Annotated in this window: 26 protein-coding genes, 1 tRNA gene, 1 pseudogene and 1 riboswitch; of the genes and pseudogenes, 12 read left to right on the forward strand and 16 right to left on the reverse strand. The window is 40.3% G+C overall.

Features of this window, described 5'->3' with window-relative positions:
- Nucleotides 1-40 precede the first annotated feature (40 nt).
- Nucleotides 41-571, reverse strand: coding sequence for a hypothetical protein (locus tag HR060_RS04485; protein WP_174199080.1), 531 nt, complete (start codon nt 569-571; stop codon nt 41-43).
- A 209-nt stretch (nt 572-780) separates the two neighbouring features.
- Here HR060_RS04485 and HR060_RS04490 point away from each other — a divergent pair, with 209 nt between their 5' ends.
- Complete coding sequence (locus HR060_RS04490; RefSeq protein WP_174199081.1) at nt 781-1,221, forward strand: hypothetical protein; 441 nt, start codon at nt 781-783, stop codon at nt 1,219-1,221.
- 69 nt (nt 1,222-1,290) lie between these two features.
- Here the strand turns inward: HR060_RS04490 and HR060_RS04495 are convergent, their stop codons facing one another.
- From HR060_RS04495 to HR060_RS04525, 7 genes are read right to left on the reverse strand one after another with little or no spacing between them, the layout of a single operon-like run.
- The gene (locus HR060_RS04495) at nt 1,291-1,590 is read right to left on the reverse strand and encodes a YciI family protein (RefSeq protein ID WP_174199082.1); all 300 of its coding nucleotides are present in this window, start codon (nt 1,588-1,590) and stop codon (nt 1,291-1,293) included.
- 36 nt (nt 1,591-1,626) lie between these two features.
- Nucleotides 1,627-2,436 carry a tryptophan synthase subunit alpha gene (gene trpA / locus HR060_RS04500; protein WP_174199083.1) on the reverse strand — a complete coding sequence of 270 codons (810 nt, stop codon included), beginning with the start codon at nt 2,434-2,436 and terminating at the stop codon, nt 1,627-1,629.
- Nucleotides 2,436-3,647, reverse strand: a complete 1,212-nt coding sequence (trpB, locus tag HR060_RS04505) for a tryptophan synthase subunit beta (RefSeq protein ID WP_174199084.1) — start codon at nt 3,645-3,647, stop codon at nt 2,436-2,438. Before trpB ends, trpA begins: the two co-directional genes overlap by 1 nt.
- A 35-nt stretch (nt 3,648-3,682) precedes the next feature.
- The gene (gene trpCF, locus HR060_RS04510; RefSeq protein WP_174199085.1) at nt 3,683-5,053 is read right to left on the reverse strand and encodes a bifunctional indole-3-glycerol-phosphate synthase TrpC/phosphoribosylanthranilate isomerase TrpF; all 1,371 of its coding nucleotides are present in this window, start codon (nt 5,051-5,053) and stop codon (nt 3,683-3,685) included.
- A complete protein-coding gene (gene trpD, locus HR060_RS04515; protein ID WP_174199086.1) occupies nt 5,046-6,053 on the reverse strand; it encodes an anthranilate phosphoribosyltransferase in 1,008 nt (335 codons plus the stop codon). The genes trpCF and trpD overlap by 8 nt, the downstream gene beginning before the upstream one ends.
- 37 nt (nt 6,054-6,090) lie before the next feature.
- Entirely contained in the window at nt 6,091-6,726 is a 636-nt protein-coding gene (locus HR060_RS04520) for an aminodeoxychorismate/anthranilate synthase component II (protein WP_217434868.1), read from the reverse strand.
- Nucleotides 6,726-8,330: an anthranilate synthase component 1 gene (locus HR060_RS04525; RefSeq protein WP_174199087.1), complete on the reverse strand. Its 1,605-nt coding sequence runs from the start codon at nt 8,328-8,330 to the stop codon at nt 6,726-6,728. Before HR060_RS04525 ends, HR060_RS04520 begins: the two co-directional genes overlap by 1 nt.
- Nucleotides 8,331-8,922: 592 nt before the next feature.
- Here HR060_RS04525 and rnm point away from each other — a divergent pair.
- The 7 genes from rnm to msrA are packed head-to-tail and all read left to right on the forward strand — an operon-like array spanning nt 8,923 to nt 13,726.
- Complete coding sequence (gene rnm / locus HR060_RS04530; protein WP_174199088.1) at nt 8,923-9,771, forward strand: RNase RNM; 849 nt, start codon at nt 8,923-8,925, stop codon at nt 9,769-9,771.
- Nucleotides 9,768-10,388 (forward strand): L-threonylcarbamoyladenylate synthase, encoded by a 621-nt coding sequence (locus HR060_RS04535; RefSeq protein ID WP_174199089.1) that lies wholly within the window; start codon nt 9,768-9,770, stop codon nt 10,386-10,388. The genes rnm and HR060_RS04535 overlap by 4 nt, the downstream gene beginning before the upstream one ends.
- The gene (locus tag HR060_RS04540) at nt 10,388-11,239 is read left to right on the forward strand and encodes a segregation and condensation protein A (protein WP_174199090.1); all 852 of its coding nucleotides are present in this window, start codon (nt 10,388-10,390) and stop codon (nt 11,237-11,239) included. Before HR060_RS04535 ends, HR060_RS04540 begins: the two co-directional genes overlap by 1 nt.
- 9 nt (nt 11,240-11,248) lie before the next feature.
- Complete coding sequence (gene scpB, locus HR060_RS04545; protein ID WP_425487449.1) at nt 11,249-11,908, forward strand: SMC-Scp complex subunit ScpB; 660 nt, start codon at nt 11,249-11,251, stop codon at nt 11,906-11,908.
- A complete protein-coding gene (rluB, locus tag HR060_RS04550; RefSeq protein ID WP_174199092.1) occupies nt 11,868-12,743 on the forward strand; it encodes a 23S rRNA pseudouridine(2605) synthase RluB in 876 nt (291 codons plus the stop codon). Before scpB ends, rluB begins: the two co-directional genes overlap by 41 nt.
- A gap of 23 nt (nt 12,744-12,766) precedes the next feature.
- Complete coding sequence (locus tag HR060_RS04555) at nt 12,767-13,174, forward strand: VOC family protein (RefSeq protein ID WP_174199093.1); 408 nt, start codon at nt 12,767-12,769, stop codon at nt 13,172-13,174.
- Nucleotides 13,175-13,189: 15 nt separating this feature from the next.
- Nucleotides 13,190-13,726, forward strand: a complete 537-nt coding sequence (gene msrA / locus HR060_RS04560) for a peptide-methionine (S)-S-oxide reductase MsrA (RefSeq protein WP_174199094.1) — start codon at nt 13,190-13,192, stop codon at nt 13,724-13,726.
- Here msrA and HR060_RS04565 read toward each other — a convergent pair.
- The 4 genes from HR060_RS04565 to HR060_RS04580 all read right to left on the reverse strand — a co-directional run bounded on the left by HR060_RS04565 (nt 13,723) and on the right by HR060_RS04580 (nt 16,978).
- Nucleotides 13,723-14,037, reverse strand: coding sequence for a hypothetical protein (locus HR060_RS04565; RefSeq protein ID WP_174199095.1), 315 nt, complete (start codon nt 14,035-14,037; stop codon nt 13,723-13,725). The two genes, msrA and HR060_RS04565, sit on opposite strands and share 4 nt — an antisense overlap.
- A gap of 35 nt (nt 14,038-14,072) precedes the next feature.
- The gene (locus HR060_RS04570; protein ID WP_246283077.1) at nt 14,073-15,062 is read right to left on the reverse strand and encodes an ion channel; all 990 of its coding nucleotides are present in this window, start codon (nt 15,060-15,062) and stop codon (nt 14,073-14,075) included.
- 75 nt (nt 15,063-15,137) lie between these two features.
- Complete coding sequence (locus HR060_RS04575) at nt 15,138-16,769, reverse strand: tetratricopeptide repeat-containing response regulator (protein WP_174199096.1); 1,632 nt, start codon at nt 16,767-16,769, stop codon at nt 15,138-15,140.
- Nucleotides 16,770-16,893: 124 nt separating this feature from the next.
- Nucleotides 16,894-16,978, reverse strand: a tRNA-Tyr gene (locus HR060_RS04580).
- A 122-nt stretch (nt 16,979-17,100) separates the two neighbouring features.
- Between HR060_RS04580 and HR060_RS04585 the strand changes: the two genes are divergently transcribed.
- On the forward strand, nt 17,101-17,592 hold the full coding sequence (locus HR060_RS04585; protein WP_174199097.1) for a VC2046/SO_2500 family protein: 492 nt from the start codon (nt 17,101-17,103) through the stop codon (nt 17,590-17,592).
- A 9-nt stretch (nt 17,593-17,601) separates the two neighbouring features.
- Here HR060_RS04585 and HR060_RS04590 read toward each other — a convergent pair whose 3' ends face one another.
- From HR060_RS04590 to HR060_RS04600, 3 genes are all read right to left on the reverse strand, one after another.
- Entirely contained in the window at nt 17,602-18,093 is a 492-nt protein-coding gene (locus tag HR060_RS04590; RefSeq protein ID WP_174199098.1) for a YchJ family protein, read from the reverse strand.
- A gap of 120 nt (nt 18,094-18,213) precedes the next feature.
- Nucleotides 18,214-18,621, reverse strand: coding sequence for a SulA-like leucine-rich domain-containing protein (locus tag HR060_RS04595; protein ID WP_174199099.1), 408 nt, complete (start codon nt 18,619-18,621; stop codon nt 18,214-18,216).
- Between the two features lie 167 nt (nt 18,622-18,788).
- Complete coding sequence (locus HR060_RS04600; protein ID WP_174199100.1) at nt 18,789-20,231, reverse strand: tetratricopeptide repeat protein; 1,443 nt, start codon at nt 20,229-20,231, stop codon at nt 18,789-18,791.
- A gap of 276 nt (nt 20,232-20,507) precedes the next feature.
- A riboswitch (Lysine riboswitch) is annotated at nt 20,508-20,681 on the forward strand.
- 92 nt (nt 20,682-20,773) lie between these two features.
- Between HR060_RS04600 and lysC the strand changes: the two genes are divergently transcribed.
- Complete coding sequence (gene lysC, locus HR060_RS04605; protein WP_174199101.1) at nt 20,774-22,123, forward strand: lysine-sensitive aspartokinase 3; 1,350 nt, start codon at nt 20,774-20,776, stop codon at nt 22,121-22,123.
- A gap of 378 nt (nt 22,124-22,501) precedes the next feature.
- Here the strand turns inward: lysC and HR060_RS04610 are convergent, their stop codons facing one another.
- Nucleotides 22,502-23,689 (reverse strand): class I SAM-dependent rRNA methyltransferase, encoded by a 1,188-nt coding sequence (locus HR060_RS04610; protein WP_174199102.1) that lies wholly within the window; start codon nt 23,687-23,689, stop codon nt 22,502-22,504.
- 127 nt (nt 23,690-23,816) lie between these two features.
- On the opposite strand from HR060_RS04610, the gene HR060_RS04615 reads away from it, so the two are divergent.
- Entirely contained in the window at nt 23,817-24,707 is an 891-nt protein-coding gene (locus HR060_RS04615; protein ID WP_174199103.1) for a hypothetical protein, read from the forward strand.
- A 96-nt stretch (nt 24,708-24,803) separates the two neighbouring features.
- Nucleotides 24,804-25,190 (forward strand): annotated as a pseudogene (locus tag HR060_RS04620) (IS3 family transposase); the annotation flags it as partial.
- Nucleotides 25,191-25,219: the final 29 nt, after the last annotated feature.

The following is a 25,219-nucleotide window of genomic DNA, read 5'->3' on the forward strand; positions in this document are numbered from 1 at the left end:
ATAACTAAATTTTAAAAAATAAATGCAATAACAGGGCTAGCTAGTCAGTGTACCGGTCACAAAAGCGCAGTGCTTTATCAAAACCAAAGCTTTGCATATGCGCCTTTAAAGCTGCTTGAATTTGGGGGGATTTTCGTTTGCTGTTCGGATTTTGCATGATATCGACATAATAAGTGAGATAAGGTTGATAGCGATTAAATGGGATCAAGCCTTGTTCAATATGCGTCTCAAGTACTTCTAGTGAATCAAAAAAGTGATCAAAGCAATCTCGAACAAATTTTTGTTCAATGGTGTAGCTCTGTTGGCCTTTGATTGGACCTAAACCTTTCAATATATCATCGTCATTAATACTGATGACCTTTGGTTGCCCTTCTTCAAAAAGCTCTGGGTGCAAATATTTAGCACTGTTCCAATCTAACATTTTCATTGCTGCTTGATTGCGAATATCACTTTTGAAATGTCTCATTTCTTGCCCAACAAACTCTAGTTTTTTCCATTTCTGGTTAATGACAAAGCTGGAAAGCGCCACGAGTAAAGAAACAATTGAGATAATAAGTGCAGAATAATCCATGGAATCTTCCTTATAGGTTTGATGTGCTAATTAGCTTAGTTCATTCGATTTGACTCAGTATTAAATTTTAAGCTAGTTAAAAATAGCGTTTTTTTAACCATTGTGATTCATCAATACTTCATTTTTTCTGAATAAAAAATAAACAATAAAAAAGCAGGCTTGTTTAAGTAAGACACTAAGGTCTTATTTAAACAATCTAGAAAGGAATAATGATGAAACTTAAAATGGCTATATTTACTGCGCTTTTTGCTACAACGTTATCAGCATCTGCCAATGCTCCCGATCAATTTTGCTACTATGAATATCAACCTGTAGATGTGATCACGATTGAATGTGAATACGAAGCTAGTTTTGATTATTACGGTTTACCTCACTATTACGTTCCACCACAAACGTCTTGCCCATCATGGGCGACTCGAAAAGTCAGCTTTGAAAAAGATATTACTAAAGTTGAAACTAAAGTGGGTGTTGGCTATGTACCTTCGTGTGGTTCTAAGTGGATTTCTTATGACTGGAATGGCAGCCACACTGTGAATGGTCGTAAATGCGATTATTGGTGGAGAGAGGGCGCAAATATTACAGGTTATGAAGATAAGCGCACGGTACGCACAGAAACTCGTCGTGTTCGTGTGTGTGAAGATTTGCGTTAATTATCAATGATATAAAAAAAGCCGTATTAAACAATACGGCTTTTTAACTCGTCTCAATTGGTGAGATCGTTAAGGTAGCACTTTTTTAAATGGTTTAACGATAACACTTTGATATACACCTGCTTCAATGTAAGGGTCGGCGTCTGCCCAAGTTTGAGCTTGTTCGAGTGAATCGAATTCAGCAATGACAGTTGAGCCAGTAAACCCTGCTTCACCTGGATCTTCAGCATCAATTGCTGGATTAGGTCCCGCTACTAATAAACGGCCTTGATGTTTTAACTCGTTTAAACGAGCAAGGTGTTGCTCGCGCACTTGTTTGCGAAGCGGCAAGCTATTTTCAACATCTTGACTAAAAATTACATACCACATGGTGATGTCCTTTTAATATTATTCTTTATCGTTCGACTACTTTTGGGTAGCCGCTTTCATGTCTTTTGCAAATGCGGTTAGTTGCTCCAACATTTGCGGCACATTATCTAAGTTCGCTTCGATGATCTTAACCACGGCTGAACCTGAAATTGCGCCAGCAGCACCTGCGTTAATCGCTTCTTTTACCTGTTCAGGTGTTGAGATACCAAAACCCAGTAAAGGCGGAGCAGCATTGTATTCTTTTAGTTTATCAAGTAAGTGACCAATCGGCTTACCGGCTTTAGTTTCCGTTCCTGTTACACCTGCACGGCTTAATAAGTACGTATAGCCTTCGCCAAACTCAGCTACTTTTTTTAATGTCTCATCACTGCCGTTTGGCGGTGCAATAAAAATGCTCTGTAAACCTTTTTCTTTAGCCGCTGCTCTAAAAGGTGCTGATTCATTAATCGGCGCATCGGCAACGAGCACAGAGTCGACGCCTGCGTTCACTAATTTATCGTAAAAAGCTTCGATGCCTGTTGAATAGACAAGGTTGGCATAAAGTAATAAGCCTACAGGTGTATCTGGATGCTTTTCACGAACCTTAGCTAACATATCTAAGCAATCCGGAGGTGTAACTTTAGCGTTTAACGCTCGAACATTAGCACCTTGAATCGTTGGGCCATCGGCAACAGGATCTGAAAATGGGATCCCCAATTCCAGCGCATCAGCACCACCTGCAACTAAGGCATCGATTACTTGAAGCGATACTTCAATTGATGGGTCGCCTAAAGTAACAAAAGGGACAAATGCCGCTTGATTTTTTTCATCGAGTTGTTGAAATAAGTCCTGATAACGATTTGTCATTACAAGCTTCCTCTTTGCTCAAAAATATCAGCAACAGTGAAGATATCTTTATCTCCACGACCCGATAAGTTAACCACTAAAATTTGTTCTTTATTAGGATCTTGCTTAGCTAACTTAATGGCATAAGCAAGGGCATGAGATGACTCCAACGCAGGAATGATACCTTCTTCTTTAGCAAGTGCTTGGAAGGCATCTAGTGCTTCTTCATCAGTTGCTGATTCATAATCTGCTCGGCCAATAGCATTTAAGTGTGCGTGTTGCGGGCCGACAGAAGGGAAATCAAGACCAGCTGAAATAGAATAAGACTCTTCAATTTGGCCATAGTCGTCTTGCATTAATAAAGAATGCATACCGAAGAACATACCTTTTCGGCCGTGTTTCAGTGGTGCACCGTGTTGGTCTGTATCAATACCTTTACCTGCTGGCTCGACACCGATAAGTTTAACGTCTTCTTCTTTGATGAAATCGGCAAACATACCGATGGCATTTGAGCCACCACCCACACAAGCGATGACCGCATCAGGTAAACGACCTTCGATTTCTAAAATTTGTTGTTTTGCTTCTTCACCAATCATTTTCTGGAATTCACGCACTATAGTTGGGAATGGGTGAGGACCAGCAGCTGTGCCTAAAAGGTAGTGGGCGGTATCATAGTTAGCAGCCCAATCGCGAAGCGCTTCGTTACATGCATCTTTTAGTGTTGATGAGCCTGAATGTACAGGGATCACTTCAGCCCCCATCAAACGCATTCTAAATACATTGGGTTTTTGGCGTTCACAGTCTATGGCGCCCATGTATACACGACACTTTAAGCCCAGTAATGCACAAGCAAGTGCAGATGCGACACCGTGTTGGCCAGCACCCGTTTCGGCAATGATTTCATTTTTTCCCATACGCTTGGCGAGTAACGCTTGACCTAAAACTTGGTTGGTTTTATGCGCGCCGCCGTGAAGTAAATCTTCGCGTTTGAGGTAAATTTTTGTTTTAGTATCGCGGCACAAGTTACGACATAGCGTTAGTGGTGTAGGGCGACCTGCATACTCACTCAGTAATGCAGAGAATTCTTTTGCAAATTCAGGATCTTCTTGTGCTTTGATGAACTCGTCTTCAAGTTGATCAAGAGCCGGTACTAAAATTTCTGGTACAAACTGACCACCGAATTCACCAAAGTAGGGGTCGAGCTTGCGTTTTGTTTCTTTAATATCTGTCATGGGGCTAATGCCTATATATCTTTGTTTGCACTTGCTTAGTACAAACGAATTTGTTCAAACGCTTGGTTAATCTTTTCGCTATCTTTAACACCAGGTTGAGCTTCAACACCTGAGTTTAAATCTAATCCAACAGCACCTAATTTATTGGCTTCTCGAATGTTGGCTGGTGTCAAACCACCTGCAAGCATGAATGGAATATCAAACTGGGTGTCTTGGATCAGTGACCAATCAAATGTATGGCCTGTGCCACCAGCTTTGTCTTTTGTTGAAGAATCGAGCAGCCATTTGTCGATATTGTTCAGCTTGGGCAATGCAGATTTTGCAATATTATGCGCTTTCCAAATTTCGATACCTTCATCTAAATCACGGCGAACGCGATCGATGTAGGTTTGGTCTTCACTACCGTGTAGCTGGACGACTTTTAGGCCAAGTGAACGAGCTGTCTCAACCACTTCATATTCTGGTGCATCAACAAATACTCCAACGTAATCAAGTGGCGCTGCAGCTTTAATTTGGGCTGCTTGGTCGATATTTACACATCTAGGAGACTTATCTGCAAAGATTAAACCGCCGTAAACGGCACCAGCAGCAAAAACGGCTTTGGCATCTTCAGCTCGAGTTAATCCGCAAACCTTGTTTTCACCTAGCACTAACTTTTTCACCGCGGTGTTTAAGTCTTGTTGGGCCATCAATGAACTGCCCACTAAATAACCGTCAGCGTATTGGTGCAATTCAACAACTTGGTCATGGGTATAAATACCTGACTCTGAGATCACTAGTCGGCCTTTAGGAATCAATTTGGCTAGATCGCGTGTCGTTTGTAAATCAGTCGATAAATCACGCAAATTACGATTATTTATACCAATAATCTGAGCATTTAAATCGATAGCACGTTGCGTCTCTTCTTCATTTGATACTTCAGTTAAAATATCTAAATCGTACTTTGCGGCAATATCAGCCATTTCGCGATACTCATCATCAGTTAATACTGACAGCATTAACAGAATGGCATCTGCTCCGTGATAGCGGGCTAAATGGACTTGGTAAGGTTTTACAAAGAAGTCTTTATTTAATACAGGCTGCGAAACACGTTCGCGAACATAGCCTACATACGCATAATTACCTTGGAAGTATTTGCTTTCTGTTAATACAGAAATACCACTTGCAAACGGCGCATAGGCTGTGACGATTTCATCTAAATCAAACTGTTCGCGAATTAAGCCTTTTGAAGGGCTGGCTTTTTTACATTCTAAAATAAAGCCAGCTTCAGGTTTGGCTAACGCTTCATATAGACTGCGATCAGACTTAGTTAAATCACCAATGAAAGTTTCAACAGGTAATGATGCTTCGAGTGATTCTATTTCTGCGCGTTTATCGTCGCAAATACGTTCTAGTACGTTAGCCATTTGAGTGCTCCGCAAAAGCTTCTAGGGTTTGCATAGCTTTGCCTGTTTTCATTGCTTCAACTGCTAAGCTTATGCCTTGTTTTAAGTCTGTTGCGATCCCTGCAAGATAGAGTAAGGCTGCTACGTTAACGGCAACCGCATCTTGATGAGCCTGAACGCCTTCACCATTTAATAACGCTTTGGTAAATGCTGCATTTTCATCTGGTGTACCACCTTTGATGGCTTCTAAGCTCACTTCAGTGATATCAAAATCACTTGGTGAAAGTGTATATTCATATAATTCACCATTGTTGATTTCGCAAACTTGGGTAGTACCGTGAATTGCTATCTCGTCAAGGCCAGAACCGTATACCACCATTGCACGTTTTACACCCAATAGATTCAGTGTCTCAGCAATGGGGCGAACCAGTTCAGGTGAATAAACACCCATTAATTGCACTTCTGGTGCGGCTGGATTGGTCAAAGGACCGAGGATATTAAAAATGGTACGAGTTGCTAATGTCTTTCGAACTGGCATTGCGTGTTTGATACCAGCGTGGTACTGCGGAGCAAAGAAAAAGCAAATGCCTGCTTTATCTAGACACGCTCTGGCTTGCTCAGGACTTGGGGTTAAATTAACACCAAAACTCTCAAGTAAATCGGCTGAGCCTGATTTACTTGAGACACTACGGTTACCGTGCTTAGTCATCTTTAAACCGCACGCTGCAGCGACAATTGCTGCTGTTGTTGAGATGTTGATCGTATTTGCACCGTCGCCACCTGTTCCACAGCTATCAGCAATGATTTGTTCTGGACGAGAGAAGGCTAGTGCATTGGCTCGCATCGCACTGGCTGCACCCGCGATTTCATCAGGTGTTTCACCTTTTACTTTCAAAGCGCCTAAAACGGCCGCTAAAACGATCGGGTCAATCTCACCTTGAATAACTTGATTAAAAAAATCTAAGCTTTGCTCTTTGGTCGAATCAAGACCCGCTAAGGCATTTTGATAAAAATCAGTCATGAAAATATATCCTCTTTATTCGCTTTATCTTCCGTGGTTAGGCTTGTACTAAATAATCTAAGCTTTGTTGTAATAGCTTAGAACCGTATGTGGTTAAAATGCTTTCCGGGTGGAATTGGAAACCTAACATACGGTCAGTTTTGTGTAACACGGCCATTGGCATGCTACTTGGAATGTGTTCACCTTGAATGACAGGTTTGTGTGACGCTATGACATCTAAACACTCTGGAACTTGTGTTGCCATCAGTGAGTGATAACGAGCGACATACAAAGGGTTACTTAAACCATTAAATACGCTGTGGTCATTATGATCGATCAGTGACGTTTTACCGTGCATGATTTCACCTGCACTGCCAATGACGCCACCAGCTTGTTCCACAATTGCTTGATGCCCAAGGCAAATACCTAAAATAGGGAAGTGGCCACGGCACAAACCGATCAGTTCTAACATGCAGCCTGCTTGGCTAGGGTTGCCAGGGCCGGGTGAAAGTAACAGTAATACTTGCTTACCGCTACTTTCCGCTTGTTTCATTTTTTCAAATAAATCAAGGGCTTCAATATCGTTGCGATAAACAATGAGGTCATAACCAAGTGACTTTATTTCATCAACAAGGTTGTATGTAAATGAATCGAAGTTATCAAGCAAAAATATTTGCGTATTAGCGATAGTCATTATGCTTGCTCCTGTGAACGAAATTCATTGAGTAATGCATCATCAACTTGCTGAGAAGCAATAATGGCGTTTAATACGGCTTGTGCTTTAGCACGTGTTTCGTCTGCTTCACTTTGTGGATCAGAGTCATAAACCACACCTGCACCCGCTTGAACGTGAGCTACGTCATTTTTGACAAAAGCTGAACGAATAACAATACAGGTATCCATATCACCGTTTGCAGCCAGATAACCGACTGCACCACCGTAACTGCCACGGCCTTTCTTTTCAGTTTGTCTGATTAGTTGCGCTGCTTTTACTTTAGGGGCACCAACGAGTGTACCCATGTTTAAACAGGCTTGGTAGGCGTGAAGGGCATCTAAATCTTCTCTTAATTCACCCTTAACACGAGAAACTAAGTGCATAACAAATGAGTAACGGTCGACTTTTTGTAAATCACTGACATAACGCGTACCAGCTTTAGCAACGCGGGCAATATCATTACGTGCTAAATCAACCAGCATCATGTGCTCAGATAATTCTTTCGTATCGCTTCTGAGTTCTTGTTCGATACGGCTGTCTAAGTCTAAGTTAATTGAACCATCAGTATTAAACCCGCGGCGTCGTGTGCCAGCAATTGGGTAGACTTCAATCTCATTATTACTGTCTGTGTATTTCACTGCTGATTCTGGCGATGCACCAAACAATTGAAAGTCATGATCTTTGATAAAGAACATATAAGGGCTTGGATTTTGCTTTTTTAATTCGCGGTAGGCAGCGATAGGGTTTTGACAAGGCAGGCTAAAAGTACGAGATGGAACAACTTGGAAAATATTACCGATTTGAATATGGTGTTTAAGATCCAACACGTCTTGTTTAAATTCAGCATCGTCTTTATCGGTTTGTATGTCCGTTTGCGCTAAATTTGGTTGTACCTTGGTGTTATGATTCGCAAAGGGCTGGTTAATTTTATCTGCTATTTGAGCCAGTTTCTGATCAGCATGTGTCGCTGAATAATCAGACTCTGTTTCACTAAAGGAATTGTGAATTAGCTCAGCTGTTTGATTTTGGTGATCGCTTACTAATAATGTTTCAGCTAAATAAAACATATAATCAGGGCAATCGTTTTGCCCATTTGGTACATCAGGTAATTGTTCAACCACACCTATGAGGTCATACCCGAGTACGCCCCCTAAGAAGGTTGCGAAATGGTGTTGTCCCTTTGCTTTACCTAGTTCGTCTATTTCTCGCAAAACAACAAAAGGGTTATCTGCTTTTAATCTTTCATCTTCACTTAAGCCTTTTGCAGGACGTTCGAAGATAAATTCAACGGTATCTTGAGTTTGCTGGCTAATATAATTGGCAAGTTGATGTTTTAAGTAATTTAATACGGCTTGTCCGCTTTTGTTAAAGCTGACGATGGCAACGGCTTGTCCTCGACACTCAAGACGAAGAGAGGCGTCGATTAGCATTAAGCTTTTGAGGTTATCTTTGCTGTCGATTTCAGCAGATTCCAACAGTAGAGTATTGTGGTGGTCATCCGCTAAAGCTTCAAATACAGCTAAAGGCTCGTTTATATAAGGAACAGTCAGTTCTGTTGTATTGATTAGCATATTCTGTCGCATATGGCGCTCTTATCATTATTGTTAAAGTATTAATTGAGAAAAGTTGTCATTAATACTATTGCCATCGGAATGAGCTTAAATTTTTAAAACGAAAAGCCATTATCTTTTCCTATTTTCGCATTGCATTTTAGCATAAATTACCCCGCTCAAATTGGGCTGATTAAATGGCTAAGTGGAAGCGAAATAAAAAGCCCGCAATGTGCGGGCTTTAAATTCTTATAGTTGAATCAAATCACACCCGCTATTATGTCGAGTGCCACCACCAGTTGTTAGCTTGGATTTGTGTAATTTGCATTTGATTCATCTCTTTGTTCTGTTTGGTAACGCTAATTGGCTGTTTTTAAGTAAAAATATCAAATAGTGATAACACCGATTTGCGAAAAAAGGTAAACTTTTCAGCAACAGCCAATAGGATAAAACCTATGTGCTAATAAAAACGAATATTGGCATCAAAGTCAAGGTAAAAACTTTTAGTGAATATGCGTTTTTTAGCTTAGATATGTATTTTTATAGCTGATAGTGTTTTTCTTTGACTAATACACGCGACCTGCACCCAGTATTTTTCATTCTCAGTGAGTTTTAATTGATACCAATGAAAATTGATTTACACAGCCATACTAATTGCTCAGATGGCGAGCTAACACCCAAAGAATTGGTTCATCGTGCAAATAACCTGCAAGTAGATGTTCTTGCGATCACGGATCATGATTCTGTTGAAGGCTTGAACCTAGCGCATCAGGCTATCGCACAAGATAACTTGAAAGTTAAGTTAATTAATGGTGTCGAAATATCTACAGCATGGCACAGTTTTGAAGTTCATATTGTCGGTTTGAATATTGATAAAGATTGCCCGCAACTACAAAGCCGTTTAGCGAGTCAATTGGCGACTCGTCGAAATAGAGCAGAGCGTATTGCAGCTAAGTTAGCTAAAGTGGGTGTAGAGGGTGCACTTGAAGGTGCTAAAAAGTTAGCAAAAGGCCAGTCTCTCTCTAGAGTTCACTTTGCTAAATACCTGATAAATAAAGGAGTGGTAAGTGATTTTGATGCTGCTTTTAAGAAGTACTTAGCCAGAAAGGCAAAAGCATACGTTGCACCGGGTTGGATCACTATCGAACAAGCCGTTCAATGGATAGATGAAGCGGGCGGTCAAGCCGTGTTAGCCCACCCCAGTCGTTATGATTTATCGAACAAATGGATCAGGAAATTGATCGATGAGTTTAAAGCAGCAGGCGGGAAGGGTATTGAAGTATCTCTACCTAGGCAATCGCCTAACGAAAGGCAACAGCTAGCAAAATATGCTATAGATAATCAATTACTTGCGTCTCAAGGCTCAGACTTCCACCGCATCAGTCGCTTTTCTGAGTTAGGTCGTAATATCCAGTTACCCGAAAAAGTTACGCCTATATGGCATGACTGGGCGCTAAATGAGGACATGGTATGAGCCAGTTTTTTTATGTTCACCCTGATAACCCACAAAAACGTTTAATCAATCAAGCTGTTGAAATTATTAAACAAGGTGGGGTGATTATTTACCCAACAGATTCGGGTTATGCCATAGGTTGTCACATTGGCGACAAAGACGCGCTAGAGCGCATTTGCCGTATTCGCCAAATAGAAATGGATCACGATTTTACTTTAGTTTGTCGTGACGTTTCTGAGCTGTCTAAATATGCAAAAGTAGGCAATGTTGCTTTTCGCGCGCTCAAAAATAATACACCAGGTGCTTATACGTTTATTTTTAAAGCGACAAAAGAAGTACCTCGCCGCTTAATGAATCCTAAAAAGAAAACAATCGGGTTACGAATTCCTGATAATCAGATTGCATTGGATTTGTTAGAGGCACTAGGTGAGCCAATCATGAGTTCGAGCTTATTACTACCAGGGCAAGACTTTACAGAAAGTGACCCTGAGGAAATTCGTGATAAATTGGAACACGCAGTCGATTTAATCATTCACGGTGGTTACCTAGGTGAAACACCGACTACTGTTGTCGATTTTACCGAAGATGAGCCTCAGCTAGTGCGCACAGGTAATGGTGATACATCACCGTTTGAATAATGAACGCCGAGGTTGACGCTAAAATCGAGGACCGCCAGGTTATAACCAAAGAGCCTGAGCAAATACCGCTCGCTTTCATTAGAGGTGAGGCGGTATTAGAGCAACCAGAAGATTTATTCATCCCGCCTGAGGCGCTTGAGGTTATTCTAGAAGCCTTTGAAGGCCCACTGGATTTACTGCTTTATCTTATCCGCAAACAAAAATTCGATATTCTTGATTTACCCATCAATCAGATAACCGCGCAGTACATGGAGTATGTTGAGATCATGAAAGATCTCAACCTAGAACTAGCCGCTGAATATTTGGTGATGGCAGCTATCTTAGCTGAAATTAAATCGCGTTTATTACTACCAAAAATAAAAGTAGATGAAGGGGAAGATGAAGATCCTCGAGCTGAGTTGATACGACGCCTTCAAGAATACGAAGTATTTAAAAAAGCGGCGGAGAATCTCGACGAAGTGCCAAGAGACGAGCGAGATTTTTATCACGAACCGATCGATATCGCTGAAAATTGTCAGCCTAAAATTATATTGCCTGATGTGGATTTGCAGGAGTTAGTCAGTGCGTTTTCTCAGGTATTAAAACGCGTGGATAACTTTAAGCACCACCAAATTAGCGCTGAAGTTTTATCAACACGAGAGCGCATGACTAAAATACTTGAACAGCTTGAAGGGGATACTTTTTTACCTTTCTCGACTTTTTTTGATTTTAGTGAAGGTAAGCAAGGTGTGGTGGTAACCTTCCTCGCTATTTTAGAACTGGCTAAAGAAAAACTAATTCAAATTCAACAAAACCTTGCGCTGGCTGATATTCATATTAGGCGAGCGCCGCTTTTAGAAAGCAGTGAGTAAGAGTAAATAATCGTGGCGCAATCAAATAAAAATAAACACTATTGCCAAATTATTGAAGCGGCTATTTTTGCTGCCGGTAAGCCTTTATCAATTGACGATTTAAAAGCGTCGGTGCTATCTGAATTTAAGTTATCGCTAAGCGCAATCAGAAATTTAGTTAGAGAAGTCCAACAATCGTATGAAGGGCGAGGCATTGAGTTAGTTACACTGGCATCGGGCTACCGTTTTCAAACAATTGCTGATGTGAGCCCTTGGTTATCACACCTTTGGACAGAAAAAGCACCTCGCTACTCACGTGCGATGCTTGAAACCCTTTCTTTGATTGCCTATAAACAACCCATCACAAGAGGGGAAATAGAGCAGGTTAGAGGCGTAGCTGTCAGTTCAAATATCATCCGAGCTATGCAAGAACGAGGCTGGATAAAAGTTGTTGGCCACAAAGAAATTCCTGGTCGGCCAGCTTTATTTGCCACAACACCTGCGTTTTTAGACTATTTTGGGTTAGAATCGCTGGATCAATTACCGCAACTTGAAACAGTTGCACCTACAACCTTTGAACTGGGTGTCCAGCAGCCTGAAAACCAGGCTGAGAAAGAGACTACCCCCCAATCCGATTCGGGAGAATCTGATGTCCGAGAAACTTCAAAAAGTATTAGCGAGAGCAGGTAAAGGCTCTCGTCGTGAAATGGAAAGAGCGATTGCTGATGGCCGTGTTAGCGTCAATGGCACCGTCGCTGAGTTAGGTATTCGCGTTAGCGAAGGTGATGTCATCAAATACGATGGTTTTGCCGTTAAATTTACAGCGGCAGAAAACATTCCTTGTCGCGTACTTATCTATAACAAACCTGAAGGTGAAATCTGTTCGAGAAATGATCCTGATCACGACAAAACGGTTTTTGATCGCTTACCAAAATTAGAAAATGGTCGCTGGGTTGCAATTGGTCGTCTTGATATCAATACCTGTGGTTTGTTGCTATTTACAACAGATGGCGAATTGGCAAATCGCTTAATGCACCCATCTCATGAAGTTGAACGTGAATATGCTGTAAGGGTTTTTGGTGAAGTAACAGATGGTATTGTTCAAAAACTACGTACCGGTGTACAGCTAGAAGATGGCCCTGCTAAATTCAGTAAACTTAAACGCCAGCCAGGTGAAGGTTTAAATCGTTGGTTCCATGTGACCTTGTCAGAAGGTAGAAACCGTGAAGTGAGACGTATGTGGGAATCATTTGATTTACAAGTAAGTCGTTTACAGCGTATCCGTTACGGTAATATAACCTTACCTCGAGTATTACCACTTGGTGGCTGGGCTGAGCTTGAAGTAGAAGATATCAATTACCTTCGTAAAATGGTGAGCCTAGAGCCGATTGAAATGAAAAAACAGGTGGCACGTAATAATCAAATTAAGCGTTTGAAAAGTCACAGCATTCGAAAAGCAATCAAGCGCGCTAATCAAAGAAAAGCGGGTAACTTTAAACCCAAATCTGTGCGCAAACGTAAATAACATTTATTTTTTGAGATATTGCAATGATTAAACCGCTGGGCATCGACCATCTAGTATTAAGAACTGAGCAACCTCAGCGGTTGATTGATTTTTACTGTGACCACCTAGCTTGCCAAATTGAAAGAACTCAAGCACAAGGTATCGGGCTGATTCAGCTTAGAGCTGGTGCTGCGTTGATAGATATCGTAGAGGTCGATAGTCAATTAGGCCGCCTTGGCGGTAACACTTTAAATAAGCAAGGACATAACCTCGATCATTTTTGTTTGCAGTTACAAGTTCCCTCTATGGCGAGTCTTATTCGTTATCTCAATCAGCACAACATTCAATTCCAGCGCCCAGCTAACCGTTATGGAGCGACTGGCTTTTCTTTATCTGTTTATATCAAAGACCCTGACGGGAATGTAATTGAACTCAAACCCGTTAAGACATAATTTTTTGAGGTTTATATGGCAACACAATTCGCGACATTAGGTGGTGGTTGTTTTTGGTGTATTGAAGCGGCATTTAATACGGTCAAAGGTGTTATCAAAGCGACATCTGGCTACACTGGTGGTGAGCCTGAAACGGCAGATTATAAAACTGTGTGTTCAGGTACAACGGGTCATGTGGAAGTTGTACAAATTGAGTTTGATCCAGAACTAATAAGCTATGAGCAGTTACTTGTCATGTTTTTTAAATTACACGACCCAACACAGCTCAACAAACAAGGCAATGATCTAGGTACTCAATACCGAGGTGCTATTTTTTATCACAATGATGAGCAGCAGTTGCAAGCAAAAGCAATGATTGACTTGTTAAAGGAGCAGCAGGTGTTTGAACAGGAAATAGTGACTGCTGTTGAACCTTTAACTGAGTTTTACCCCGCAGAGGATTACCATCAAGGCTACTTCTTAGAGAACCCAGATCAAGCTTATTGCGCTATGGTGGTTTCACCTAAATACGAAAAGTTTAGGGCGCTATTCAGTGAGCAGCTAAAAAGCTAACAGGTTTTAAGTACATGTGCTTGGTTTTTTAGTAATCGGTGTATACCGTAGTAAAGCATTAACCAAGCACCTGAACTGATGATAATTGCTAACGGCCCGTTATCCAACCAAACGTATAAAAAGCATGCCCACATAATGAGAACAAAAAACTGGATAATGAGCAATTCATCCCAATTTGATTTTGCTTGGCATTTCACCACATGATGAGAGTGGCACAGAGGGCAAGATGGAGTCTCTTCTTCATCGTGTAGATCGAGCTCAGAAGCTTCACTTTCAATGAAGCTTTGACAAGATTCACAGTAATAACTCATACATCATCCTTGATAGTTAAAGTCAGTTTTAACGTTTAACGCGTCATTTTCTTAACAAAAACAACCACGAACAGCGCGATTGTAAAGTTGCCAGCAAAGGCCTCAAATGCTGATATCAGCCGAGCAAATCCCACAGGCGTAATATCTCCGTAGCCTAAAGTGGTAAAGGTAACAACACTAAAGTACAACGCGCTGAAAAAATTCATTAAGTTGTCGCTAAAGCTTAACTCAGTATCTAACTTAATGATATCGCCACCGTAATTTATTCCTAAAGTGAAATAACCCAAAGAGCAAATAAATATTAACACCATTGAAAACAAAATAACGTTGATAGGGCGTTCACCATAGCCACAGAATAAATCAACTAACTTTGAGAAAACGCGACGGCCTGAAAATTTTGGCATGCGCATTCGGCGCATAGTGAGCTCTTTGTGCATGCACTTACCCGCAAGTTCGAATAAACCTGAATATTCAGCGGCTTTTCGAATATCACGATAAATCTCTTCCGCTTGCTCGTAATTGTCTAAGGCGAGTGGTAAGTCATGGTCGACCTCTGCTTTTTTTGCATCTTGTTCTTGCAGCAGGTATTTACCGATTTCTAAGTTATCGATTTTAGCCTTGTGAAGTTTAATACCGAGTAAATTGGTATTTTCAAGTTTGGCACAGTGTAAGTTGGCTTCACGAAGGTCAGCTTTCATCAAAGAGCCGTTTCGTATTTGTATGTTGAATAGATGGGCATGAGACAGGTTACAACGATAAAAATCAGAACCTGAGAAATCGTAGCCAAGTAAACTGTCACGATTGACTAGGTTGATACCACTAAGGTTTGCTCTTTTTAGTTGCAGGCCTTGGGTTAAGCCCCCTGAGCGAGCATAGCGCTCAAGTTTGTCGGCTAAATCCATGCCTGATTTATCAAAGTTAGGGTCATGCCAAAAACAATAGCCGTTCCCCATATCCACTTCTTTACAATAACTGCCGTCTTCTGAATGGTACTTGCAGCATCCGAACTTTTCTGTTGAACTCATCTCACTCTTTTTTCTTCTTGCCCAGATAGTATAAATCTAACGCAAGCTGAAAAAAATGCGAGTTTTCAGGCGCTTTTAATGCAGTTCGTCATCCATTTGTGGTTTGAGCTCGAGGTATCTTTCCAAGTGATTGGGTGGCAGTTTGACGCCTTCTAGGATACGTTTGGTGGAGTTGAGCACCATGCGATAGCTCGAATGCTGACCGCTTTTATCTTCCAATAATTTCAAAATTGATTGGATCAAGTTTAAAGCACAGCCAGAATTCATCGGTGCCTGTTTCAATGCATTCGTAAACGCATCAGCCGCTTGTTTGTATTGGCCCTGTTTGTATTGTTCAATACCTTGTTTGTGTAGTTCAAAGAAGGACTCTTTCTTTTCTTTGGTTTCAATGTGAATTTCTTTTACCGAAGACAAAACAAAGTCATTATTTTCAAAGTGTTTACTTATTGGCTTAACAAGCTCATCGGCCTCATCAAATTCACCTATTTTACACAATACGGCAAATAGATCGGGGTATAGGTCTGCCGGTAAATCAGTCAATGCTTGGTTTTCGCCTGAGTAACAATCGTATAATTGTTTTTTAGCGAGTAATAGTCGGCCCTGTATGACTTCTATTCTTGCATTACAAACGGCGCTAAATGCATCAAAATCAAAGTCTTCTATGTTAGCTAGTTCTGTTTTACCGCGCTGAAGTGCTAGAGAAGCCTCCTGCTGATACTTGTGCAGTTGATGTTTTGACTCTGCTTTTTCAGCCGCTTCAATACTCGAGCGTATGTAGTTGAGTAGGTAATCAGCGCTTTTATCGACCGAGCGCCTGCTTAGCATCCATATAGCGTTGCAACAGGACTGCATTAATTCATAGTCACCACATTCTCTAGCAATATGAGAAACCATTTGCTGACGTTTAATCGAATAGGGCGATAGTTCAATTACCTTTCGCGCTGTAGCTAGTGCTTGATCGTTTAAGGTCAGTGCAAGCTGAGATTGTGCCAAAATATCATAAGCTTGTGTCATTAGTGGAGATTCGACCAAAACTTCACCTAACAAGGTAATCGCTTTTTGATATTTATCTTGTAAAAAGTAAACATAAGCGAGCTGTAACACACACCATGTTTGACGATTATTGTCTAACTCATCCGTTAGCAGTGTTTCGGCTTGTTGAAATTTATTAACGCGGCAATAAAATTCAGAAAGCAGCTTTTTTTGGTATTTACTATAACGAGAAGGGAAGCTCAATAAGTCTTCACACTCTTGGATAGCTGTTTTTACATCATCATCCATTAGCGCTTGGAATATCTTTTTGTGCACTTGCTTTTTTTGTACTGCTTTTTCTAGTCTGCGTTTTAAAACATTCTGCGAAAAAGGTTTCATTAAGTAATCATCAGGCTGGTTCTCAATGGCACCGAGCACCATAGGACGATTACTTTCACCCGTCACCATAATAAATACACTATCGGCATGCATCAGCTTTCGTGTTTTAAGCTCTTCAAGCATTTGTCGCCCGTTTCGCCTTTCAGCACCCAGGTTGTAATCGATAAAGAAAAAATCAAATGTTCTTTCTTTGCATATCTTAAGTGCGTCTTCGCCTGATGAAACTAAGGTAATTGATTGTGCGCCTAAACCGGTGAGGATGCCTTTGAGCATAATTTGAAAAGGGCGCTGATCATCGATAATTAAAATATTTTTATCGGCTAGATTAATGCTCAACTAATTGATCCGTATTGATAAACTGATGAATAAAATAGTAAGTGATTTATCTTATTAAGCAAGTAGCACAGCTAAATAGGAAGGTTGATATTTTTTAATGTTTGTCTGGAATAGACAAAGGAAGTGGTGGAGGGGGCTGGATTCGAACCAGCGAAGGTAGAACCGTCAGATTTACAGTCTGATCCCTTTGGCCACTCGGGAACCCCTCCTCAAGTGCGGGTGCATAATACAATATTATATTTTGCTGTAAACACTTATTTTAAAAAAAACTTAACTTTTTTGACTGTTTGCCGATAAAAACAGCATAACGCTTTAAAAATGTACATTTAACATGAAAACTGAGTCCTTAGTCCATGAATTACAGTTGGACAACAAGCTCAATCAATCAATCCAGCAAAAGCATAGAGCCGATTTTTCTTTGATGCTTGCCATGCTTTCAGCTGATGCAAAAGAGTTTTCGCAATTTCAGTTACCTGCCGAATCTCTTGAAGATAGTCGTTTAGACGAAAACCAATTAAAAAAAGAGCTCGGTGTACACCCAGAAGTTAGGCTTGATGCAGATGAAAGCTACTATCAAATTGCAAATTATTTTTCACAAAGCTTAGCTTCAGGAGGCTTAGCAGGGAGTAAGCTAAGTATTTACCTTTACCGGGATACTCTCGCTGAACACAATGATGCTAAAAAAGTGGATGAAGCAACATTAGCTAACTGTTCAAGTCATACTCAAAGGCATATCAAAGAAGGGATATATAGAGAGTCTAAAGAGGCTGATATTACCCAAATGCTTGAAGTCGTGGAATCAGCCAAAGCTTATACAGCTTAATCAATTCATTTATTTACCACAGCATTTTTTGTATTTCTTACCAGAACCACAGATACATGGCTGATTACGCTCAAGCTTGATAGGGGTGTCATAGCCATAAACATCACCGTCTTGATAATACCAATTACCATCAATTAACTGAAATCGTGAACGCTCATGTTGGCAGTAATACTGTTTATCTGTGTCTTGATACCATGCTTTGAACTCAACCACACCCTGTGTTGGTTTATCAGGGTTTACAACTGGCGCATCAACAATGTCTAGTTTGACGAATTTTATCTGTTTCGTGTACTCAATTAATTCTTGACGCATAGCAGTACTGCGTTTTGCGGGTAATAGAGTTTCAATGATGTAGTCAATCTCAGCTGTTGCATATGCAGAATACCTTGAGCGCATCAATTGCTCTGGGGAAGAAGCTTTATTTACTTTTGTATGCAGCAATTGGCAACACGCTTGGTATTGTTTGTCAGGGTTGCAAGGGCAGGCCTTGGGTGAGCTCATATCAGATCAACTTAGAAAAAAAGCTAATTTTAACGTTTTATGCGTAAATTTAAAAACAATTACCCAGATTGAAACTAAAAAGGGGGCTTTCGCCCCCACAGGTTTCACAGAGAAGCTGGATTAAGCAGCGTGTTTTAACAATTGTTCTTTGGCTTGTTTAACAAGGATCTGATGAGAATTTCCTTGTTTACACGCTTCGCTGAGTTTGGCTTGTTCATCTACGCTGAAGTTATGACACCAAGTTACAACAGTTGCACATTTACCATTGTTCAATGCATTAAGGCTTGATTGAATTCTAGCTTTATTATCATTGGCGTGGACAATTAACATTCGGTCTAAATTTATCCCTGCTGCTTTTAATAACGTTTTATTAGGGAGTTGAGATGGACTAATTAAACACAACCAGCGGTTTTCTTGCTGAGTTTTTGCAATACCTTGCCAAAAGCGCATTTCAAATTCTTCAGATTGGTTATTTGTTGAAAACCATTGCACCTGTTGTGAAGCTGAGCAGCTGATATATGTAGTCATTGTGTTCATCATCATCACCAAAAATTTAGATAGTGTTGTTTTATACAGTGTTTAAATAAACAGTATACTGTATAAAACAACAGGTCAAGTTTTTTGTTCGAAAAAAGTACAAAAAAAATCCCCCAGTAAAAACTGGAGGATTTTTTTGTTCTAAACAGGGTTGGGGTTTATTGTTCGTTAGAGAAGATCAACTCTTGTCTATCAGCTGCAAGTCTCATTGCAAAATGAATTTCATGAGCGGTTAGATATTTTTCAAGTGCTTGGCGTGCAGCCGTCGCTTCGCTATTGCCATACAAAATGGCTAAAGTCAGCCACACATAGCTGTGCATCACACTCTTTGGCAACCCTTTTCCTTGTGAGTACATCACGCCTAAGTAAAACATGGCTTTGTTGTGACCCAGTAATGCAGCCTTTCTAAATTGTTTTGCAGCGGCTAGCTGGTCATTTTCTTTAGCTAGATAAACACCGGTGGCAAATAACTTAGCGGCATCGGGTAATTCGGTCTCTGTTTGCTGTTGTTCTTGAGCATTAATGATCGAATGCTGTTGCTCTGATAGTGCATTAATAGAAAGGGATAGGGCCTGAATTTCTTCTGATAATCGCTGTTGTTGTTCAAGAAGCGACTCGTAGACTTTGCTGTGCTCTTCGGTTAGCGATTGGAGTAATTCAATACTCTGGTTTGAATCGGCAGATGTCACCTGCTCAGTCTCTGCTTTTTCTTCCTCAAGTTCGTCCATCGTAAACTTGAAGTCATCGGGTACAGTCAATGCTTCGGATTGGACACTAGGCGCGCGATTGACTTCGCCATCGTCACTTAAGGTAAGTTCGATATCAACAAGGGCTTCATCACTGTCATCAAATTCACTGGCCTCGAACTCTGCAACTTCTGCAAATTTGGTTTCGGAATCTTCTAAAACGGGATCTGATTCGGTTTCAGTTGTTGCTGCTTCATCTAGCTCAAGCGAATTAAAATCAAAATCAGCGATCACATCTGTATTTTCTAACGATTGATTATCGACATCTTCCATTAACTGTTCGAAGGCATCGTCTACAGGGTCTGATTCAACTGATAGGTCAGAGTTGACTTGTTGGGGTGATGTTTCGTCTATTTCGAGTTCATCAATCTCTAAGTCATCGAAATCTGTACTGGCGAGAATATCTTGTGCATTTGCAGCTTGTTCATCTACCTCACCCATAAGCTCATCAAATAATTCATCGGCTAAATCGACTTTTACATCAGAATTAGCGTCATTGGTACTTTGAGCGGATAATGTTAACTCATCCAGATCGACATCCACTAACACTGAGGTTTCAGTTTCAGTCTGCTCGTCGACCTCAGTCATTAAGTTTTCGAAAAGGGCTTGGGTATCGGCATCAGCCAATGACGATTGACTATCGTTTATTTCATCTAACGCAAAATCTTGATCATTAAGGATTGCGTTCTCGCTATGGGTTTGTTCATTTACTTCTGCCATTAACGAGGCAGTAAGTTCTTCAATATTTTCTAATTCCATCTCGGTATCATGATCAGCAAAATCATCTTCAGGTAAGGCATCATTTAAATCAAATTCATCAGTTTGATTTGTAGCTTGTTCTGGCTTCTTGTTCATTAAGCGTTATTCAACCTGTCTTGTCTCTTTATAGAATGCGTGCAGATGCAATAAAAGACTGAGACTTTTGTATCTGCCTATAAAACGAAAACTTTAGTGCTATCAATAAATTGTCTGTTAAAGACAATAACTTTATTAACTGAATAATAGCACACCCTAGCATGCTCTGCGGTTGATTACCTGCTTGATCTTTAAGGAGGAATTCGGTATTGTCTGCGCCACTTTATTACAGCTTGTTACAAGTTGGATAAAATGTTTGCATTATTTAAAGATAATGCAACCGGAAGAGGTGCATCACTTAGGTATTAAATAGTAGAGGGCTAAGCCTCGATGACTATTTAAGAGGGGAGTCGATGCCGAGGAGTAATTTTCTTAGCGGTAATTACTTCGGTCGTGTTGTGGTTGAATCCCCGCGATTGTCACCGTAATGGGTGGAGCGCTTTCGGCATTTGATAGAAGTCACAGTGTCTAACCGTCGTTAACACTTCCTTTTGGCAAACGCCCGCGTTCCCTTGATGAGTTTTATTAAATCGGGGAAATATATGAATAATCTTACCGTTGCAAAATTTGGTGGAACGAGTGTCGCTAATTTTGAATCAATGAGTCTTTGTGCCAATATCGTTATTGGTGACGAAAATATCCGAGTCGTTGCTGTTTCAGCTCAATCAGGTGTGACCAACAAGCTTGTCCGTTTAAGCCAAGCTGGTGTTGAGCAAGTAGAGCGCGATCAATTACTGAATGAAATCAGGGATATTGAGTACTCAATTTTAACTGATCTAGGTTCACCTGAATCAATCAAAGTTGCACTAGACAATTTATTAAATGAATTAAAAGAGACGGCTAACAAGCCTGAACTTGCTCAATCTATGCCTTTAAAAGATCACATTGTTTCTTTTGGTGAGCAAATGTCTTCTTTGTTATTTGCCGAAGTACTTCGTCAGCGTCAATGCCATGCTATTAACTTTGACATTCGTCAGGTCTTAAAAACAGATAGCCACTTTGGTAAAGCTGAGCCTCAAGTTGAGTTAATTCGCACCCAAGCACAAAACTTGATCACACCTGATTTAGAGAAATCAGTGGTTGTGACACAAGGGTTTATCGGTTCAGATAATCAAGGTAATACCACGACTTTAGGTCGTGGCGGTAGTGATTATAGTGCTGCTTTAATTGCTGAGGCAGTCGATGCGCAAGTGTTACAAATTTGGACAGATGTTACAGGTATCTACACAACTGACCCTCGTTTGACTGATGCAGCTCGACCAATCGCCGAAATTAGCTTTGATGAAGCGGCAGAAGCGGCAACATTCGGCGCTAAAATATTACACCCTGCAACTTTGATCCCTGCAATTCGCGCAGGTACTAAAGTATTTGTGGGTTCGAGTAAAGCGCCAGAAGCAGGTGGTACTTGGATTGTTAATAAATCAGAATCTCGTCCATCATATCGAGCTATTGCACTGAGGAAAGACCAAGTTTTAGTGACGGTTAAAAGCCCTAAAATGCTTCATGCTACAGGCTTTTTAGCCAAAGTATTCGGTATCTTAGCCGATCACAAAATCAGTATTGACTTGATCACAACGTCTGAAATTTCAGTAGCGTTAACATTAGACAATCCACCTAATGCCACAAAGTTTGGTGGCTTACCACAAGAAGCGATTGATGAGTTACAAGCCTTTTGTGAAGTAACGATTGAAGATAACTTATCACTGGTTGCCGTTATTGGCAACCACCTTGAATCAGGCAGTGCTGTGGGCGGTAAACTATTTAACGCACTTGAGAAATTCAATTTACGTATGATTTGCCAAGGTGCTAGCCCTCATAACCTATGTTTCTTGACTCCAACAGACAAAGCCAATGATGTCGTTGCACAATTACACAGCGAATTATTTGATTAAGTAAAATAGCGCAGATACAAAAAAGCGGATTCAATAATGAATCCGCTTTTTTTGCCTCTTAATCAAGTATTTATTTTGTTTCAGCTTAGTAACTTTGCTGGTGAGTTCTCGCTAGGCATTGATAATTGTTGCGTGTGTTAATAGTTATCAATGAAAGATGAAGTTTTTTATTGGCAGTATTTTTATTACTTTGCTGTTTATATCAACGGGGTTGTATCTGCAGTTTATCAATATGCCTGCAAACATATTGATATCTTCAGGTATCAATAAATATAAGCTGATTTGGTTTGGCGCTATATTTATGCCTTTATTATGTTGCGCTTGGGCGAGTCATAAAATTTTCACTCGCCCTATAAAGCATAAAAATTCGGACCCTAGCTAAACTAGTTTGACCGCTAAGCCTTTTAAGTAGAAACCCTCTGGATAATTAAGGCCTATAGGGTGACATTTGGCTTGGCTGAGTTTTTCTACAATTACCCCATTTTTCCCAGCATCTAATGCGGCATCGGCAATGATTTTTTGGAACAAACTTTCTTCCATCAACCCTGAACAAGAGAAAGTTAATAATGTGCCACCCTCATTAAGCAGCTCAAATGCCAACATATTTATATCTTTGTAGCCTCTACAAGCACCTTGTAGTTGATTTTTATTTTCTACAAATTTAGGTGGGTCCATTACGATAGTATCGAATTTAACACCTTGCTCTTTGTATTCTCTAAGCTTTTTGAATACATCTGCTTTAACAAATTCGACCTTATCTGCTTGTAACAAGTCATTGAGTTTATGGTTTTTTTCAGCTTGTTTTAGGGCATTAGCTGAAATGTCCATATTGGTGACTTTGGTTGCACCTGCTTTTAACGCGTGCAAGCTAAAGGCCCCTGTGTAGCAAAAGCAATTAAGTACAGATTTACCTTGACTGTACTGTCCACTGATATGACGGCTATCTCTTTGATCGAGATAAAAACCCGTTTTATGACCTTTATTGATATCGAGTTGAATGTCGATACCGTGTTCGGTAATAGTGGTTTGGGTATTAGCTTGCTCATTCGCTAGCCAGCCTTTTTGCTGAGGCAGGCCTTCTTTACTTCTGACATCGACATCTGAGCGTTCAAAGATAGGCGCATTTGGAAATACTGCTAATAGCGCTTGAAGGATGTTATCTCTTTGGTATTCGGCACCTGCCGAAAGTAACTGTACGACTAAGGTACCATTGTAAAAGTCTATGGTTACACCCGGCAGCCCATCTGACTCTGCTGCAATAAGGCGAAAACCATTGGTATCAGCAGCGACTTCTTGTTCTCGCAGGTTTCGTGCTTTTTGAATTTTTTTAACAAAAAAGTCTTGGTTAATTTTTTCGTCTTGTTCAAAAGACCAAACACGTGCGCGGATTTGAGATTTTGGAGAGAATGCTGCTTGGCAAATAAATTGGCCTTTGTGATTAACAACTTCAACGGTTTGACCAAGTTCAAGATCACCTTCAACTTTTGCAATAGCTCGAGAAAAAATCCATGGGTGTTTTCTCAATAATGACTTTTCTCGACCTGGGTTTAACGTTAGGCGTGCCATAACAATATTCTCTTAATAAACTTGGGGGCGCGATTGTAAGCTTAGTTCATACTAAGCGCAATTTGTTGATACGATTTTGTTTTGCTATGGTGAGATTAATAATAAAAACAATTAGGTAGGATGTGCCTTGTTAACGTATCAAGAATGTGTAGAAAAGACCGAAGCGCTTTGTCAGCGAATTAAAGATGATCCCGAAGCGAAAAAACAAACGCGGATCGATTTTTATAAAAAGTATGGTTATAAGCACCTGGATCTCAATTTTGGTGACTCAGAACTCGCTTTTTTAAAATGGGAAATTAGAAGAGGGGTGTTAAATCCGCTAAGCGATCCTGTTCAGCCGGGCAGTCCTTGGTGGCGGAATGTCAATTTACACTTTATCTACCTATCAGAACTAGCGGGTTTAATGGTAGAAAATGAAGTCGACGCAAGTCTTGCACCCATGCCGACTCAAAAGTGGTTTGATTACATTAATCAGCCCAGTGCTGAAACTTGGTATCGTGCCCACAACAGCTCTATTTTAGATGGTTTTAACAAATACCAAGAAGATGGTGCTCGAGAAAACAAAGTAGAGCAAATTTTCCTTAACATTATTTTATACCGTTTGATGTTTGCTCAGGCTTTAGTTGAAGATGCGACTATATTTGGGGAACTTGGCCATATTGCCGCTGATCCAAGAGGCTTTGCGGTAGACTTAATCGTTCATATGAGCAACTTCTATCCTACCAAATACCCATTGGCATTAAAGGATAAAAAGCATATTTTAGGCGATGGTTGGTCGATTAAAGACTTTGAAGTTCACGTTATGGATGATGAGATTATTTTGCCAAATTTATCAAAGCTTTATGATAAATGTGCACATTGGGATGACTCACCATTTTTGACCGGTTTTGTCCAAGACAATGAGCCAGCATACATCAATCTAAAAAAAGCATTTGCTGAAACAACGCTCGCCGAGATATGTTGGGATACTATCTGTAATTTTTTCAAACGGTTATTAGGTTTAAAGCCCGTTTTATAAAAAAATAAAAAAGCGCGATATAAGATCGCGCTTTTTGTTTCTCTGACCCGTCCTGAATAAGGTTGACACTTTTCCAACTTCAATTTGGAGAAGATAATGAAACCAATAACTAAGCGTACACAAAAAGATTATTCACTTGCCTTTAAATTATCCGTCGTTGATAAAGTAGAAAAAGGCGAATGTACTTACAAACAAGCGCAAGACCACTACGGTATTCAAGGTGCTTCAACCGTTTTAACTTGGCTTCGCCGATATGGTCAACTAGATTGGAGTAAAGGTACTCCCAATCATATGAATGAGCTTCCCCTTATGTCTAAACCCAATGATTTAACACCTGAGCAAAAAATCAAAGCCCTCGAAAAAGAGCTAGAAGATACCAAGATAAAAGCACAATTCTTTGAAACGATAGTCGATGTACTTGATAAAGATTTTGGAGTACGTATCACAAAAAAGCAACGCAACGCGTTATTGAAGAAAAAAACATAACCAAGCTATCTGTCAGTAGAGCTTGT

This window comes from Marinifaba aquimaris (assembly GCF_013328345.1).
GTDB lineage: Bacteria > Pseudomonadota > Gammaproteobacteria > Enterobacterales > Alteromonadaceae > Marinifaba > Marinifaba aquimaris.

What these genes read in the sequence shown, in the direction of transcription:
- HR060_RS04485 (WP_174199080.1), bottom strand. Translation starts at nt 571, where the DNA reads ATGGATTATTCTGCACTTATTATCTCAATTGTTTCTTTACTCGTGGCG.
- HR060_RS04490 (WP_174199081.1), top strand. Translation starts at nt 781, where the DNA reads ATGATGAAACTTAAAATGGCTATATTTACTGCGCTTTTTGCTACAACG.
- HR060_RS04495 (WP_174199082.1), bottom strand. Translation starts at nt 1,590, where the DNA reads ATGTGGTATGTAATTTTTAGTCAAGATGTTGAAAATAGCTTGCCGCTT.
- trpA (WP_174199083.1), bottom strand. Translation starts at nt 2,436, where the DNA reads ATGACAAATCGTTATCAGGACTTATTTCAACAACTCGATGAAAAAAAT.
- trpB (WP_174199084.1), bottom strand. Translation starts at nt 3,647, where the DNA reads ATGACAGATATTAAAGAAACAAAACGCAAGCTCGACCCCTACTTTGGT.
- trpCF (WP_174199085.1), bottom strand. Translation starts at nt 5,053, where the DNA reads ATGGCTAACGTACTAGAACGTATTTGCGACGATAAACGCGCAGAAATA.
- trpD (WP_174199086.1), bottom strand. Translation starts at nt 6,053, where the DNA reads ATGACTGATTTTTATCAAAATGCCTTAGCGGGTCTTGATTCGACCAAA.
- HR060_RS04520 (WP_217434868.1), bottom strand. Translation starts at nt 6,726, where the DNA reads ATGACTATCGCTAATACGCAAATATTTTTGCTTGATAACTTCGATTCA.
- HR060_RS04525 (WP_174199087.1), bottom strand. Translation starts at nt 8,330, where the DNA reads ATGCGACAGAATATGCTAATCAATACAACAGAACTGACTGTTCCTTAT.
- rnm (WP_174199088.1), top strand. Translation starts at nt 8,923, where the DNA reads ATGAAAATTGATTTACACAGCCATACTAATTGCTCAGATGGCGAGCTA.
- HR060_RS04535 (WP_174199089.1), top strand. Translation starts at nt 9,768, where the DNA reads ATGAGCCAGTTTTTTTATGTTCACCCTGATAACCCACAAAAACGTTTA.
- HR060_RS04540 (WP_174199090.1), top strand. Translation starts at nt 10,388, where the DNA reads ATGAACGCCGAGGTTGACGCTAAAATCGAGGACCGCCAGGTTATAACC.
- rluB (WP_174199092.1), top strand. Translation starts at nt 11,868, where the DNA reads ATGTCCGAGAAACTTCAAAAAGTATTAGCGAGAGCAGGTAAAGGCTCT.
- HR060_RS04555 (WP_174199093.1), top strand. Translation starts at nt 12,767, where the DNA reads ATGATTAAACCGCTGGGCATCGACCATCTAGTATTAAGAACTGAGCAA.
- msrA (WP_174199094.1), top strand. Translation starts at nt 13,190, where the DNA reads ATGGCAACACAATTCGCGACATTAGGTGGTGGTTGTTTTTGGTGTATT.
- HR060_RS04565 (WP_174199095.1), bottom strand. Translation starts at nt 14,037, where the DNA reads ATGAGTTATTACTGTGAATCTTGTCAAAGCTTCATTGAAAGTGAAGCT.
- HR060_RS04570 (WP_246283077.1), bottom strand. Translation starts at nt 15,062, where the DNA reads ATGAGTTCAACAGAAAAGTTCGGATGCTGCAAGTACCATTCAGAAGAC.
- HR060_RS04585 (WP_174199097.1), top strand. Translation starts at nt 17,101, where the DNA reads ATGAAAACTGAGTCCTTAGTCCATGAATTACAGTTGGACAACAAGCTC.
- HR060_RS04590 (WP_174199098.1), bottom strand. Translation starts at nt 18,093, where the DNA reads ATGAGCTCACCCAAGGCCTGCCCTTGCAACCCTGACAAACAATACCAA.
- HR060_RS04595 (WP_174199099.1), bottom strand. Translation starts at nt 18,621, where the DNA reads ATGACTACATATATCAGCTGCTCAGCTTCACAACAGGTGCAATGGTTT.
- HR060_RS04600 (WP_174199100.1), bottom strand. Translation starts at nt 20,231, where the DNA reads ATGAACAAGAAGCCAGAACAAGCTACAAATCAAACTGATGAATTTGAT.
- lysC (WP_174199101.1), top strand. Translation starts at nt 20,774, where the DNA reads ATGAATAATCTTACCGTTGCAAAATTTGGTGGAACGAGTGTCGCTAAT.
- HR060_RS04610 (WP_174199102.1), bottom strand. Translation starts at nt 23,689, where the DNA reads ATGGCACGCCTAACGTTAAACCCAGGTCGAGAAAAGTCATTATTGAGA.